This window comes from Peribacillus sp. NPDC097264 (assembly GCF_050277925.1).
GTDB lineage: Bacteria > Bacillota > Bacilli > Bacillales > DSM-1321 > Peribacillus.
Genome location: NZ_JBNNSR010000001.1, coordinates 210,373 through 225,740, shown reverse-complemented (window position 1 = coordinate 225,740; position 15,368 = coordinate 210,373). Strand labels below are relative to the sequence as shown.

Here is a 15,368-nt window from a genome sequence, read left to right as displayed (position 1 = left end):
ATAGGAGGGTTTTTATGGAAGATAATATTCAAGAACATATAAATAAGCTTCTGACATACATGAAAGATGAAGCATATAAGCCACTTACGGTACAAGAATTGGAAGAGGCCCTTAAAATCGAAGACTCGGCGGACTTCAAGAATTTCGTGAAGGCGCTAGTTAAGATGGAAGAAAAGGGGTTGGTTGTCAGGACGAGAAGCAATCGTTATGGCCTGCCTCAAAAAATGAATCTATTCCGTGGTAAATTAACCGGACATGCAAAGGGATTTGCCTTTGTGACGCCGGAAGATAACCCGGGAATGGATGATATTTTCATCCCGCCGAATGAAACAGGAACAGCGATGCATGGAGATATTGTCATGGTCCGGGTTTCATCGGAAACATCTGGTTCAAGACAGGAAGGTACAGTCATCAGGATCCTTGAACGTGGGATCAAACAAGTGGTCGGTACATATTCTGAAAGCAAAAGTTTCGGATTTGTCATCCCAGATGATAAGAAAATCGCCAATGATATTTTCATCCCCCAGCATGCTTCCCATGGAGCGGTGGAAGGGCATAAAGTTGTCGTTAAGCTTACCTCTTATCCGGAAGGACGCGTCAGCGCAGAGGGAGAAGTCATTGAAATCCTCGGTCATAAAAATGATCCAGGTGTAGACATTCTATCCGTCATCCATAAATATGGCCTTCCGATGGAATTCCCTGAAGATGTGATGGAGCAAGCTAATGCTGTTTCAGATACCATCAAAGAATCCGAAATTGGAAACCGCCGGGATTTACGCAATGAAGTATTGGTTACGATAGATGGAGCGGACGCGAAGGACTTGGATGATGCTGTTGGGGTTACTAAACTCGAAAACGGCAACTATAAGCTTGGCGTACATATTGCCGATGTCAGCCATTATGTGACAGAAGGTTCACCGATTGATAAGGAAGCACTTGAAAGAGGGACGAGCGTGTATTTGGTTGACCGGGTCATTCCTATGATCCCGCATCGTCTATCGAATGGGATTTGTTCATTGAATCCGCAGGTCGATCGCTTCACGTTATCGTGTGAAATGGAAATCACACCGGATGGGGAAGTCGTTTCTCATGATATTTTCGATAGTGTCATTAAAACGACGGAACGGATGACATATGGCAATGTGAACAAGATTCTTGTCGATAAAGACGAAGAACAAATGGAACGCTATGAATCCCTTGTTCCAATGTTTCAGAATATGGAGCAATTGGCTGCCATCCTTCGTAAGAAACGGATGAATCGCGGGGCAATCGACTTTGATTTCAATGAGGCCAGAGTAATTGTTGATGAAGAAGGCCACCCAACGGATGTAGTTTTACGTGAAAGATCAGTCGCAGAGAAGCTGATTGAAGAATTCATGCTTGCTGCTAATGAAACTGTTGCAGAACACTTCAACCGTCTTGATGTGCCATTCATTTACCGTATTCATGAAGATCCGAAACCGGAAAAGTTACAACGTTTCTTTGAATTCATCACGAACTTCGGATATATCGTCCGTGGATCTGCCAATGATGTACATCCAAAGGCTTTGCAGGACATCATCGAAGCCGTTGCTGGTAAGCCTGAAGAAACGGTCATCTCGACCGTCATGCTCCGTTCCATGCAACAAGCAAAATATGATCCGGAAAGCCTGGGTCACTTTGGTCTATCGGCCGAGTTTTACACTCATTTCACATCACCGATCCGCCGTTACCCAGATTTAATCGTCCACCGCTTAATTCGGACGTATTTGATCGAAGGGAAACTCGATGAAGCGACTAAAGAGAAGTGGAATGCCATTTTACCGGATATCGCGGACCATACATCGAAACGCGAACGTCGCTCCGTTGACGCGGAACGGGAAACGGATGATTTAAAGAAAGCAGAATATATGCTTGATAAAATCGGAGAAGAATATACAGGGATCATCGGCTCCGTTACGAATTTCGGAATGTTTGTCGAGTTGCCGAATACCATCGAAGGGCTTGTCCATGTCAGCTTCATGACAGACGATTACTACCGCTTTGATGAGCGTCAGCTTGCAATGATCGGGGAACGGACAGGAAAAGTGTTCCGGATTGGCGACGAAATCGACATTCGGGTATCCAACGTCAATAAAGAAGAACGGGCGATTGATTTTGAAATCATCGGCATGAAAGTAAGCCGTCCGCGTCCTTCAGGCGAGAAGAAAATCTTCAAGGCCAATTCAGGTCCAGGCGGCCGAAAGCGCAAAGGCGGAGATTCAAGAGGATCGGAACGCAAAGGCGGCCGTAGTGGTGACACCCGAAACGGTGGAGCTTCTTCTGACAAAAAGCCGAAAAAGAAGAAAAAGTTCTTTGAAAATGCGCCGGCAGCGAAGCGTAAAAGAAAACCTAAAAAGAGATAAAACGGAAGAGAGGATGATCCAGTCATCCTCTCTCCGATTGGATAAAAGGGGAGAGTTAGATGCCAAAAGGCTCAGGAAAGCAATTAGCGCAAAATAAAAAAGCGTACCATGATTTTTTTATCGAACAAACATTTGAAGCGGGTATCGTATTAAAAGGGACCGAAATCAAGGCCATCCGTGCAGCACGGCTGAATTTGAAGGATGCCTTTGCCAAGATAGAAAACGGCGAAATCTACCTTTACAATATGCATATCAGCCCTTATGAGCAGGGGAACCAGTTTAACCATGATCCTTTGCGGACAAGGAAGCTTCTTTTACACAAGAAGGAAATCAATAAACTGATCGGTGAGACGAAGGAAACGGGTTACACCATCGTCCCATTGAAAATGTATTTGAAAAATGGCTTCGCCAAGGTTTTAATCGGGTTGGGTAAAGGGAAGAAACAATATGACAAGCGTGATGACCTGAAGAAGAAAGAAGCAAAACGTGATATCGAACGTGCTTTCCGCGATCGTCAAAAGATGTAGGGTTACCAAGACCTTACAATTGATTTTTTGATTCAATCTGTTATAATTAAACCTGTACCGATGACAACTGAATATCAGCCAACTTGCTGACTATTCTTTTCTCGTACGCTCCATTCTTATCATGGGGACGTTACGGATTCGACAGGGATAGTTCGAGCTTAAGTTGCGAGTCGAGGGGATCGGCCTCGTTAAAACGTCAACGCCTATAACTGGCAAACAAAACAACAACCTAGCTTTCGCTGCGTAACAACAGACGTTAAGCTGTTCCTCCCTCCATGGCCCACGTGGTAGGGTAAGGGACTCACTCTAAGTGGGATACGCCGGAATCCACCGTCTGAGGATGAAGGAAGAGACCAATCAGACTAGCTGCTCTGCCGCCTGTCGATAGGCTAATGAGTTCGCGAAACGCGAATATATCGACTACACTCGTAGAAGCTTAAGTGCCGTTATGTCTGGACGTGGGTTCGACTCCCACCGTCTCCACCAATACATATATTGGTGGTTTTTTGTGTTTTGGGACATAATGTCCAACAAGAATAATAAAATAAATTCCCTCTTTTTATTCTCCTAATACTCCTATAGAGCCAAATGCGTCAACTACTAAAGAATAAGCACCTTACTAATGAATATCCTCTCCCAATAGAACTATCATAATAATTTTGATTCCTAACAATTAAAATAATTCCTTTATATCATAGGAAAAATCCATTTTTCTAACGAGATATACGCTTCATTTCTTATGGTTACCAGATAGTGGATTTTATAATTTAAAATATCTGCCGATAACTATTTAGAGAAAACTCTTATCCGTTCAACGTACAAGAGAGTGGTCAATATTACTAGATATAAGGGAGAGTTAGAAATGGATAACTCGATAGACAAATCGGAAAGTAAGAATGAGCCAAGGAATAAGAGGCGGAAGCTAAGAAAAATGCAATTCAAGCTTACCTTAGGCGCAAAAATAAATTTCATTGTATTAGGAATCATATTGCTTTTTTCCGTAATCGTAGGTGCTGTGGTAGTGCAACAAGTATCAAAAGGAGTCAAAACAGTATCAGTCGAGAAAGCAAAAGGAGATTTAGCTTCAGCTTACAGATTCATAGATACGAAGTATCCTGGAGATTGGAAAATAGACGGAGGAAAATTATATAAGGGTACTGTGGCAATGAACGGGAATTTCGACCTCGTTGATACTATTGGAAAAGATACTGGTGACACAGTTACATTATTCCAAGAAGACACCCGAGTTGCTACGAATGTGCTGAATAATGGAGAACGGGCTATTGGAACGAAAATTTCAGAAGAAGTGAAAGATGTCGTTTTAATACAAGGTAAAAATTATAGAGGTGAAGCTAAAGTGGTTGGTAGTATATTACAGACTGCTTATATGCCACTATTAGATGGAAATGGACAAGCAATCGGAGTATTGTATGTAGGAGTATCACAAGAAATTGTTGACTCAACACTGTCATCCTTCTTCAAGATCTTCATCATAGTCTTAACCGGAATCATTGTATTATCTGGAATACTTACAATCTGGTTTACACAGAGACTTAAGAAAAGATTAACGAATGTTTCACATGTATTAGAATTAGCAGGCAAGGGAGATTTCAGATCTGTGTTAAAAGACAATGGAACAGATGAAATCAGTGTATTATCAAATCATTTTAATCTCATGAGTAATAATCTTAAAATCATGATTCAAAAAGTTTTGCGGACTTCCGAGCTAGTTGCCTCCTCATCAGAACAACTAACAGCTGGTACGGAACAAACAAGTAAGGCTACTGAACAGATTACGGAGTCAATACAAGAAGTAGCTAGTGGAGCAGAAAGTCAAACGATTTCAATAGAAGAGACTGGCGAGGCGATGGAAGAAGTTTCACAGGGTATTCAGACCATGGCCAATAATTCTGCCGAAATTGCCCTTGCAGGCTCTCATGCCTCTGAAAAGGCTTATGATGGTGAAGGGTTTGTTAATAAAACTGTGAATCAAATGAAAGCTATTCATACTTCTGTTCATGAAAGCGGCGAGGTAATTAAATTGCTAGGCAAGAGGTCTAAAGAAATCGGTGACATCACAAAGGCAATTACAGAGATTGCGAATCAAACGAATTTACTTGCATTAAACGCAGCAATTGAAGCGGCAAGAGCGGGTGAACAAGGTAAGGGGTTTGCAGTAGTGGCAGACGAAGTGCGTAAGTTAGCGGAACAATCACAGAAATCAGCTATCCAAATTTCGGAATTAATTATTGAAATTCAAGGAGATATGGAACGGTCTAATTTTTCTATTAATCAAGTAAAAACAGATGTAAATGAAGGACTTGAAATTGTTAGACAGACTGAAGAAAGCTTTAGTGATATTCGTCTCGCATTGGATAAATCGGGTAAACTTGTCCAACAAATGGCATTCATATCTGAAATCATTTCTGCAGGCGCCCATGAGGTTTCCTTAACAGTTGCTGATATCACGAACATTTCAAAAGAAACATCTATGCATTCTCAAAATGTTGCTTCAGCGACAGAGGAACAATTAGCCTTTATGCAAGAAATCACTTCATCAGCCAATGCACTTACCACTATGGCAGGCAACCTTCAAGAACTAGTGGATCAATTCAAAGTGTAAATATAAAAAAAAGCATCAAGTTATAATGAACTTACCTGCACCCCAATTGTATCTAACAAATGGGGTGCAGTTTTTCTGAGGATAAATCTTACAAAAAAATAAAAGTGTTAAAACGTCAATTGAGTGCGCAAACAGGGGACATACGCTTTTGATCTTTCCTTCACCGAGAGAATATTAAATGACTTTTGATGTTAAAAAAAATATAGAGTGGCCGATAAAATATATACAGGCAAAAGGAAATGGAACATTATACTCATTTCAGGACGGATTTATATTTCATCTACTTAAAAGGTGGGGTTCATCATGACTAAGAAGTACGATATTAACATCAATTCAAGCAAAAAGGTAATAGAGATGTTTGTAGGTGGTTCATTTACACCAGCCGACGCACAGGCATTCACGAACGATTATCACAAAATGGTAGGGTCAATCGACGCATCTGTTTACACATTGGAAATTGATTGTACGACAATGAATGTCGTTACATCGCAAATGATTCCTGAATTAGAAGGTTCTTATAAACTATATAAACAGTCCGGATTCAAAAAAATCATCTTCAAAATTAAAGATAGTACAATCTTGAAAATGCAATTGGCACGTTTAGCGCGAAATACGGGTCTTTCACAAGTAGAAGTAGTGAAAATATAAAAGATGCTCGTCCTAAAAAAATCTTTGCTTTTAAAAGAGATAAGAAACTTCACAGGTTCTAAATGTCATAAAATATAAAGGGGAAACACAACACGATATGTCTTACATCAGAATTAAGAACGTCGCAATCTATCACCCGGAAAAATCCGTAAGTAATGATTTTTACCTAAAACATTTCCAAGAGAAAAAAGGAAAAAACATTCAAAACTTTTTAAATGTTATGGGAAGAAAAGAACGGTATTTGATTGATAATGATGAAGAAAATGGTTTAACGATGGGAATTGAAGCAGCTAGACGGGTGCTTCAAAAAGCTAACTTGTCAGGAAAAGATATGGATATGATTGTATTTAGCACCCAGATTCCTGAAACCACTTATCCAACTAATGCAGTGCTTGTCCATCAAGCCATAGAGGCAAATAATCATACGATTGTTCTAGATTCCAATGCAAACTGTGCTGGTATGTTAGTGGCAGTAGATCAAGCCAGTCGATATATGTTATCCAATCCTTATGTTAAAAAAGCATTAATCGTGGGTTCAGATTACAATTCATTATTGAGTAGCCCGGATGATGAAATTACATATGCTAATTATGGAGATGCGGCTGCGGCAGTGATTCTAGAAAAAACAGAAGAAAATACTGGTTTTATTGATTCCATTTATTATACGGATCCGATGCATCAAGAATTCATTAACTATCCGGTAAACGGATTGTCAAAGACACTAAAAGGCACGGGCAACGGAAGATATATAAAATGGCTTCCTTTTGATGCTTCAGATTCTCTACCGCCTACATATAATATGATCAATCAGATTCTAGAAAGAAATAACTTGAAGGTAAGCGATATTAAATCCTATTGTTTCTCTCAATTCGCTTTAGGGAACATCCTTAAGATTCAAGAAAATCTGAAAATCGAGGATAAGCAAATTACCTACGTGGGAGATCGCTTTGGATACACAGGTACAAGTAGTCCTTTCATTGCGTTTCATGAAGCAATAGAAACGGACCAGATTCAACGCGGTGACTATGTCTTGTTCTGGACTGTTGGTGCAGGATTTGAATTGATTGCTATATTATTTAAGTATTGAACCACGCGCATTTTCATTATGAAGAAGTCTTGTAAACATATATTTTAAATCATATATCGGTTGAAAACCAATGCTTAAATTGTCGTAGACAGTTTAGGCATTTTTTTATTTAAGAAGGAAATCATGATCTTGCAGGGAATAAGGACTAAAGCATAGAATCGAAGGCGGGCACATTTTAAAAATCGGGGGAATATAAATGGAAATGGACGTGATCGTTGTCGGAGCTGGTCTTGCAGGGTTAGTGGCCACGGCGGAGCTAGCTGATGCCGGGAAGCGGGTTCTACTTTTGGATCAAGAACCTGAAGCATCTATGGGTGGGCAGGCATGGTGGTCCTTTGGTGGTTTATTCCTTGTGGATTCACCTGAGCAGCGTAGGCTTGGAATCAGGGACTCTAAGGAACTTGCTTGGCAGGACTGGCTGGGGACCGCTGGTTTTGATAGGGAAGAGGACGAAGATTATTGGGGCAAGAAATGGGCGGAGGCGTATGTCGAGTTCGCTGCCGGGGAAAAAAGGGAATGGCTATCCTCCCAAGGTATACGCTTTTTTCCGGTAGTCGGCTGGGCTGAGCGTGGTGGCTATCTGGCTGAAGGCCATGGCAATTCGGTTCCGCGGTTTCATATCGTATGGGGGACAGGGCCTGGCATCGTTAAACCGTTTGAAGAGAGAGTTCGCAGGGCAATGGAAAAGGGGCTTGTCGACTACCGCCCCCGCCATCGGGTCAATGAATTGATGACGGAAAATGACGCGGTAATCGGGGTGGGAGGATCGATACTCGTTCCAAGCTCGGCAGGCCGAGGTGAGGCGAGTTCCCGGGAAGTGGTCGGGGATTTTACCTTTCATTCGAAGGCTGTCCTTGTCACAAGCGGTGGAATTGGTGCCAATCATGATTTGATTAGAACAAACTGGCCAGCTCGACTTGGGAAAGCGCCGAAGACGATGATTTCCGGTGTACCGGAGCATGTGGACGGAAGGATGCTGGCCATCACGGAAAAAGCGGGTGGGAGGATCGTCAACCGCGACCGGATGTGGCACTATACGGAAGGAATCAAAAACTGGGACCCGGTTTGGGATAAGCATGGGATTCGCATTCTCCCAGGTCCGTCGTCGCTTTGGCTGGATGCAAAAGGGCGACGATTTCCAGCCCCGAATTTTCCTGGGTTCGATACGTTGGGGACGCTTGAGGCGATCCAGAAGACCGGATATGATTATTCCTGGTTCATCTTGACGCAGAAAATCATTGAAAAGGAGTTTGCATTGTCAGGTTCTGAACAAAACCCCGATTTGACGGGGAAGAGCATTCGAAAGGTTCTATCCCGTGTACTGCCCGGTGCTCCAGCTCCCGTACAAGCTTTTATGGATAAGGGTGAGGACTTTGTCATTGCAGGTACAGTATCGGAACTGGTCGATGGCATGAACAAGATTACTGGGGAGAATTTACTGAGTGCTGAAGAGATTGAAAGGCAAATTTTAGCGAGGGACCGGGAGATGGACAACACATTCACGAAAGACCTGCAAATCACGGCCATGCGGGGGGCGCGAAATTATATCGGTGACCGATTTGTGAGAGTGGCTTCTCCCCATAAAATCCTGGACCCCAAAAAGGGCCCGCTGATTGCTGTACGGTTACATATAGTCAGTAGAAAGACGCTGGGAGGATTGCAGACGGATTTATCTGGTCGAGTCCTTAACGCAATAGGAAAGCCAGTGACTGGGCTTTATGCAGCAGGCGAGGTATCCGGATTCGGAGGTGGCGGTGTCCACGGTTATCGCTCCATGGAAGGGACATTTCTGGGTGGGTGCCTATTCTCGGGGCGACAGGCTGGACGTGCGATTGCAGATAATATAGATTGATGGACTTGCCTGGGCGCTGGTCCTTTTTTTGTCGAAAAATCGATATAATATGCAATTGCGAAGATAAAATCCTGTTTGTGAAGATAAATATTCGGAAAGTGAAGATAAAGTCCTTAATTTGGTTGATATAACATTTCACAATTAGAATCCAAAGTTTGAAGATAAAACGTCAAAGGACGGACTGTAATATCAGCAAGTCTTTAATGAAATTTATCTGATATTGTCGAAAAATCGATATATCAGATAAATGGGAAGATAAAAGAGCATTTTCCGAAGATAAAATCCCGTTTGTGAAGATAAATATTCGAAAAGCGAAGATAAAACTCATTCGGAGGATATAAATCGAGAGTTTAAAGGAATATCACGTTCTGCCATAGAATTTATGGAGAGAATAACAAGATTGGAGTGATCAAATGATTATAAAGGAACGTAAAATCCCGCTTTCTATCCTGAAATTACAGGCTTTGTTGCGCAGGCTTCCACCAGCCCATCCGAAAATCCCCTTTATTATGAGTGAACTTAGTAAAAAGGAAGCTGGCTATAGGGGAGAGTGCGCTATCGATTTTCCTTTGAGTTTTCTTGAAACGAAGGAGTATTTCATATTCCATGATATCAGGTTACAGGATCAAACTCGTTTTTTCCAAATTGATACGTTATTACTATCCAGAAAATTCATCCTCATCATCGAAGTGAAGAATATAGCAGGTTCCCTCTATTTCGATTCCACTTTTAATCAGCTCATACGGACGAAAGACGGAAAAGAGATGGGGTTTCCAGATCCCCTGATTCAAATTGAGCGTCATGAATCACAATTGAAGAGTTGGTTTTTGCAACATGGGCTGACAGAACCCCCAATTTACTCTCTGGTCGTAATTAGTAATCCTCAAACAATTATCCGCGCGAATCCTGAAAACCGAAATCTTCATTACAAAGTCATCCATCGTGATACCCTACCTTTTAAAATCCACCAAATCGAAAAATCCATCAACCAACCAAGTCTCAGTGATAAAGAATTGAAAAAAATCATCAAAATCATCAATAAGCATCATACTGAAGCGGATGCTTCCGTTCTCGAACGGTTCAATCTTTCCATGGAGGACCTTATAAAAGGAGTCATCTGTGAGAAGTGTTTGATGTCTCCATTATTGAAGCAGCGTAGGGAATGGAGATGCTCCAGGTGTGAGCACGAGAGTAAAGATGGACATATTCGAGCATTAAAAGATTATTATTTCCTACTTGGTCCCACGATAACGAATCGACAATTAAGGGAGTTTTTACGTGTTTCATCTTCTGCTAGTGCGACAAGGATTTTGCGTTCCATGGACCTTGTCAGTGAAGGGGTGAATAAGGGGAAAGTGTATAGGTTGCCTTTCGAATATGAAAAAGAGGCTGACTCCAATTGAGCCAGCCTCTACCTATTAGGATTGATTAACTAAGTCTTCCGCTAATGATGCGAAAGTTTCACCAATGTAGGATTCTTCATCAAAAACGTTGGCGTCGTTGTTTTCTTTACGGTTCGAGAATGGGATGGTCGCGATCACTTCTGTTCCAAGACGTTTCGCAAGCATTTCTCCGCCGCCTTTTCCGAACAGGTAGTTCTTCGATCCATCTTGTTCTTCAAAGTAAGCCATGTTTTCGATTATACCGACGATTTCGTGTTTCGTATGCTTGGCCATTGCACCTGCTCTTGACGCAACAAAAGAGGCGACATTATGTGGTGTAGTTACGATGATTTCTTTACCTTGTGGAATCATGGCAGCAACATCGATCGCTACGTCACCTGTACCTGGAGGTAAGTCAAGCAACATGTAATCTAATTCTCCCCAATGCGTGTTCACAAGGAAGTTTTTGATCCACTTGTTCAGCATTGGTCCGCGCCACATAACAGGGTTATCATCGGCTGCAAAGAAGCCCATCGACATGACCTTTACACCGTGGCTTTCCACAGGAATGACAGTTTGGTCGATCATCGTCGGTTTTTGGGTGATGCCCATCATGGCCGGAACACTGAAACCGTAAATGTCAGCATCCAGAATACCGACACGTTTGCCCAATCGTGCTAGTGCTACTGCAAGATTGATTGTCACGGTAGATTTGCCGACGCCGCCTTTACCACTTGTGATGGCAATGAACTTCACACCTGAATCAGGAGCAAGCATTTTTGGCATACCAGTCTCGGTTGTCGCGTTGCCTTTTAATACTTTCGTCAATGTTTCCCGTTCTTCTTTGGTCATTGAACCAAATTTCAAGGACACACTTAATGCACCGATTTTTCTTAAAGAGCTTTCGATATCTTCTTGAATCTTAGCTTTTAGTGGACATCCTTGAATGGTAAGGACAACTTCTAATGAAACATGTCCCTCCATGATATTGATGTTTCGAACCATATTCAGTTCAACGATACTTCTATTCAACTCCGGATCTTGAACGTGTTTTAAGGCATCTATGACGTTTTCTTTTGTTATCATTTCATCCGTCCTTTATAGTTATAATTTTAAAAAAGACTCAAAAGAGGCTGATGCCTCTTTTAAGCCTTCATACTATTTATTGTTTACATTCGACTTGGGGATAGTCTGTTTAAATTTTTGTTACTATTTTAGTTCTTTACCCATTCCTTTTAGGAAATGGATGCCGAAACCAATTGCACGATTAATGTCGGGGTCGTTCAATACTTTTACTAAATTCATGACACCGATTTTTTTATCGGTCTCAATGAATTTGCTACCTTCATCGATGCCTGCAAGTGCGCTGCTAAGGAGCTTTGTCACTTGGTCAGTATCAGCCTTCATCAAGGCTCCAGTTGCACCCATAAGCGTGTTGATTAAGTTGGTTACGGGTTCTCTGGTTACTTGTCCAAGAGCGACTTTTGCTATTTGTTCTTTTCCTCTAAGCATCGAAGTGGCGGCATCAAGCACGCCGCAGTCGTTCAGCTCACCGAGGATGTTAAACACACTGTTTAACATCTCTTCATTATCGGTGACGAGCATTTTTAGTTCTTCGATTTTCTGTAACTTGATTTCTTCCTCTGTTATAGGATTATGGATTTCCGTGATAGGAGCTGCCATGATCTTCACCCTCCTTATTATTTATCTGTTAAGTGTACATAACCTGGGCGTGCCCACTTACGTTGAACCTCAACACCATTTTGAGGGTGACGTTTTTTATTACGTGGGTTAGATCCCGGCAATGGAATTTCTCCGCTTTCTTTAAGCACTTCCATACGTACCTTCGTTTGTTTATAAGCAGGTGTACTTGTACGTTGATCATATATAGGACCAGTCAGGAAGTTGATGGCTGAATCCTTGTCGACTGAGTTCATCGGTAGGAATAGTTCATTTTTCTTCACTCGGTCTGTAATCAGCACTCTCAATTTGACGGCACCATATGGTGATACCAATCGAACTAATCCGCCATCACTCACTTGACGTTCCTTGGCTAACTCCGGAGAAACTTCAACGAAAATGTCAGGAACCTTAGATTGAATTCCGTTAGATTTATTCGTCATATTTCCTTCATGGAAATGTTCAAGCATACGTCCATTATTGATATGAAGATCGAATTCTTCAGGGAATTTATGTGGTTCTACCCAATCAGCTATGGCAAAGCGAGCTTTTTTATCAGGGAAGTTGAAGCCATCCGTATAAAGAAGCGGTGTGCTTGATCCATCATGACTTCCCCATAGGAAGCTGTTCCAGCCTTCAAGTACTTCGTAATTGGCTTGGCTGAAAATAGGTGACAGGCTTGCCATTTCATCATAGATGTCACTAGGATGAGTGTAATTCCAATTTGCACCTAAGCGGTTAGCGATTTCTTGGGTGATTTCCCAGTCCGCTCTAGAATCTCCCAAAGTAGGAAGTGCTTTATATAGACGTTGGACACGGCGCTCTGTATTCGTGAATGTTCCATCCTTTTCAAGAGAAGGAGCTCCCGGTAATACTACGTCTGCATATTGGGCTGTTCTAGAAAGGAAGATATCTTGAACAACAAAGAAGTCTAGGCTTGATAATACTTTATCCACATGGTTTGCATCAGAATCAACAAGTGCCATATCTTCACCGACAAGGTACATCGCTTTCATGTCGCCTTTTTCAATGGCTTCCAGCATTTCAATATTGTGCATACCTGGTTTGTTGTCAATTTTGACACCATATGCTTCTTCGAATTTAGCACGGGCAGCATCATCCGTAACACGTTGGTATCCTGGTAGGAAGTTCGGTAGAGTTCCCATATCACAAGCACCTTGAACGTTATTATGGCCACGAAGCGGATAAGCTCCAGCCCCTGGACGACGGTAGTTACCTGTAGCCAATAGAAGGTTAGAGATGGCAGCCGACGTATCGGAAGCACCAGTGTTTTGTGTAACACCCATTCCCCAAAGAATACAAGTACCATCTGCATCGCGAATCGCTTCTGCAATTTGGATCAATGTTTCTTTTGAAATTCCTGTGTTTAACTCTGCATAATCAAGGGTATATTTTTCTAGTATCTCTTTATAATCGTCAAAGAAGTGAACATTTTCATCGATGAATTCTTGATCATGCCAGCCTTGGTCGATCATATATTTAGTAACGGCCATCAACCAAACTTGGTCAGTACCTTGTTTTGGACTGATATGGATGTCAGAACGCTCAGCCATTTCGTTTTTACGTACATCGGCAACAATCAGTTTTTGTCCGTGTAGCTTATGTGCACGTTTTACGCGTGTGGCTAGAACAGGATGTCCTTCGGCTGGATTTGCACCGACGATGATGACAAGTCCTGCTGCAGCGATATCTTTAATCGTACCAGCATCTCCACCCATACCGACTGTGCGGAATAATCCGTCTGTCGCAGGAGATTGACAATAACGAGAACAGTTGTCGACGTTATTTGTTTCGAACATTTGACGTGCTAATTTCTGAATCACATAGTTTTCTTCATTCGTGATTTTAGATGAAGAAATGAATCCTACGGAATTGCCACCGTATTGTTGTTTGATTGAACCAAGTCTTGATGCAACCAAGTCAAGGGCTTCATCCCAGCTTGATTCAACGAATCTACCATTTTTACGGATCAATGGTTTAGTGATACGTTTTTCAGAGTTTACGAAATCCCAACCAAATTTCCCTTTAACGCAAGTGGAAATCGCATTAACTGGTCCTTCATGCGTAGGTTGAACTTTAAGGATTTTGCGCCCTTTTGTCCAAACTTCGAATGAACAGCCGACACCACAGAACGTACAAACCGTTTTCGTTTTCTTCGTACGTGTATCACGCATAGCTGCTTCTATATCAGAAACAGGGAAAATTACGCTGAAATCAGGCTCGACATCTTTAACTAGGTCGATCATTGGTTCCATAATATCTTCTTTCATGGCTGTCATGAAGCCAGCCTCTCCAAGCATGGATTTCTCCATTAACGCATTACATGGACAGATAGTTACACATTGTCCGCAACCCACACATGATGAATTATTGATTTCAGTTCCTTCATCCCAAATAACACGTGGACGTTCTGCTTCCCAATCGATGGATAGCGTTTCATTAACCTGTAGATTTTGACAAACCTCTACGCATTGTCCGCAAGCGATACATTGGTTCGCATCATAGCGGTAGAATGGATGGGACATGTCCACAGCCAAATCCGGTGTAGTTTTAGGCGTAAAGTCTTGGTGCGGGATTTCCATTAATTCTACAGTGTTGTGCAGTTTACAGTTGCCGTTATTATTGTCACAAACTGTGCAATATAATAGGTGATTCTCAAGAAGACGATCCATTGCTTCATTTTGTGCTGCTTTTGCACTTGTTGAATCCAATGAGATATCCATGCTGCTATTGACTTTTGTCGAGCATGATCTAACAAGTTTCCCATTCACTTCCACGATACACGTATCGCATGTTTGAATCGGGTCTACTTCAGGAACATAACAAACCTGTGGATGGGCTATCTTATTTTCATTGATAACTTCCAAGATTGTCGATCCAGTTTTTGCTTTATAATCCAAGCCATTGATTTTAATAGTAATTGAATCGCTCATAATTTTTCCCCCTCTTATTACCAAAAAACACGAAAAAAACCACCATGATTACACCTCTGTCTCTGAACAGTGATGTAAGTCATGGTGGAAAAGTTTAAAAGCAAATCTTGCCAATATACCAATCCAAACCATTATATAAATGATGGATAAAAGATAGAAACATAACAAATCTTATTATGTGACCAACTTTCACAAAGGTATTATACCTTTAATTATAAAAAGAAACAATCA

The 15,368-nt window shown here is 41.7% G+C and carries 10 protein-coding genes and 1 other RNA gene; 8 read left to right on the top strand and 3 right to left on the bottom strand.

Annotated elements, in window-relative coordinates:
* The first annotated feature begins 14 nt into the window (after positions 1-14).
* The 8 genes from rnr to ACQKL0_RS01095 all read left to right on the top strand — a co-directional run bounded on the left by rnr (position 15) and on the right by ACQKL0_RS01095 (position 10,524).
* The gene (rnr, locus tag ACQKL0_RS01130; RefSeq protein WP_402991324.1) at positions 15-2,384 is read left to right on the top strand and encodes a ribonuclease R; all 2,370 of its coding nucleotides are present in this window, start codon (positions 15-17) and stop codon (positions 2,382-2,384) included.
* A 59-nt stretch (positions 2,385-2,443) separates the two neighbouring features.
* A complete protein-coding gene (smpB, locus tag ACQKL0_RS01125; RefSeq protein ID WP_402870780.1) occupies positions 2,444-2,911 on the top strand; it encodes an SsrA-binding protein SmpB in 468 nt (155 codons plus the stop codon).
* 123 nt (positions 2,912-3,034) lie between these two features.
* Positions 3,035-3,397: a transfer-messenger RNA gene (ssrA, locus tag ACQKL0_RS01120) on the top strand.
* A 376-nt stretch (positions 3,398-3,773) separates the two neighbouring features.
* Complete coding sequence (locus ACQKL0_RS01115) at positions 3,774-5,534, top strand: methyl-accepting chemotaxis protein (RefSeq protein WP_427685780.1); 1,761 nt, start codon at positions 3,774-3,776, stop codon at positions 5,532-5,534.
* A gap of 303 nt (positions 5,535-5,837) precedes the next feature.
* On the top strand, positions 5,838-6,182 hold the full coding sequence (locus ACQKL0_RS01110; protein ID WP_427650392.1) for a hypothetical protein: 345 nt from the start codon (positions 5,838-5,840) through the stop codon (positions 6,180-6,182).
* Between the two features lie 97 nt (positions 6,183-6,279).
* Positions 6,280-7,269: a ketoacyl-ACP synthase III gene (locus ACQKL0_RS01105; RefSeq protein WP_427685778.1), complete on the top strand. Its 990-nt coding sequence runs from the start codon at positions 6,280-6,282 to the stop codon at positions 7,267-7,269.
* A gap of 196 nt (positions 7,270-7,465) precedes the next feature.
* Complete coding sequence (locus ACQKL0_RS01100) at positions 7,466-9,121, top strand: FAD-binding dehydrogenase (protein WP_427685776.1); 1,656 nt, start codon at positions 7,466-7,468, stop codon at positions 9,119-9,121.
* A gap of 413 nt (positions 9,122-9,534) precedes the next feature.
* Positions 9,535-10,524, top strand: coding sequence for a nuclease-related domain-containing protein (locus tag ACQKL0_RS01095; protein ID WP_427685774.1), 990 nt, complete (start codon positions 9,535-9,537; stop codon positions 10,522-10,524).
* Positions 10,525-10,539: 15 nt separating this feature from the next.
* Here ACQKL0_RS01095 and ACQKL0_RS01090 read toward each other — a convergent pair whose 3' ends face one another.
* The 3 genes from ACQKL0_RS01090 to fdhF all read right to left on the bottom strand — a co-directional run bounded on the left by ACQKL0_RS01090 (position 10,540) and on the right by fdhF (position 15,137).
* Positions 10,540-11,589, bottom strand: coding sequence for an Mrp/NBP35 family ATP-binding protein (locus ACQKL0_RS01090; protein WP_427685772.1), 1,050 nt, complete (start codon positions 11,587-11,589; stop codon positions 10,540-10,542).
* A 123-nt stretch (positions 11,590-11,712) separates the two neighbouring features.
* Complete coding sequence (locus ACQKL0_RS01085) at positions 11,713-12,186, bottom strand: DUF1641 domain-containing protein (RefSeq protein ID WP_427685770.1); 474 nt, start codon at positions 12,184-12,186, stop codon at positions 11,713-11,715.
* A 17-nt stretch (positions 12,187-12,203) separates the two neighbouring features.
* Positions 12,204-15,137 carry a formate dehydrogenase subunit alpha gene (gene fdhF / locus ACQKL0_RS01080; RefSeq protein WP_427685768.1) on the bottom strand — a complete coding sequence of 978 codons (2,934 nt, stop codon included), beginning with the start codon at positions 15,135-15,137 and terminating at the stop codon, positions 12,204-12,206.
* Positions 15,138-15,368: the final 231 nt, after the last annotated feature.

What these genes read in the sequence shown, in the direction of transcription:
- ACQKL0_RS01090 (WP_427685772.1), bottom strand. Translation starts at nt 11,589, where the DNA reads ATGATAACAAAAGAAAACGTCATAGATGCCTTAAAACACGTTCAAGAT.
- rnr (WP_402991324.1), top strand. Translation starts at nt 15, where the DNA reads ATGGAAGATAATATTCAAGAACATATAAATAAGCTTCTGACATACATG.
- ACQKL0_RS01100 (WP_427685776.1), top strand. Translation starts at nt 7,466, where the DNA reads ATGGAAATGGACGTGATCGTTGTCGGAGCTGGTCTTGCAGGGTTAGTG.
- ACQKL0_RS01095 (WP_427685774.1), top strand. Translation starts at nt 9,535, where the DNA reads ATGATTATAAAGGAACGTAAAATCCCGCTTTCTATCCTGAAATTACAG.
- ACQKL0_RS01115 (WP_427685780.1), top strand. Translation starts at nt 3,774, where the DNA reads ATGGATAACTCGATAGACAAATCGGAAAGTAAGAATGAGCCAAGGAAT.
- ACQKL0_RS01105 (WP_427685778.1), top strand. Translation starts at nt 6,280, where the DNA reads ATGTCTTACATCAGAATTAAGAACGTCGCAATCTATCACCCGGAAAAA.
- smpB (WP_402870780.1), top strand. Translation starts at nt 2,444, where the DNA reads ATGCCAAAAGGCTCAGGAAAGCAATTAGCGCAAAATAAAAAAGCGTAC.
- fdhF (WP_427685768.1), bottom strand. Translation starts at nt 15,137, where the DNA reads ATGAGCGATTCAATTACTATTAAAATCAATGGCTTGGATTATAAAGCA.
- ACQKL0_RS01085 (WP_427685770.1), bottom strand. Translation starts at nt 12,186, where the DNA reads ATGGCAGCTCCTATCACGGAAATCCATAATCCTATAACAGAGGAAGAA.
- ACQKL0_RS01110 (WP_427650392.1), top strand. Translation starts at nt 5,838, where the DNA reads ATGACTAAGAAGTACGATATTAACATCAATTCAAGCAAAAAGGTAATA.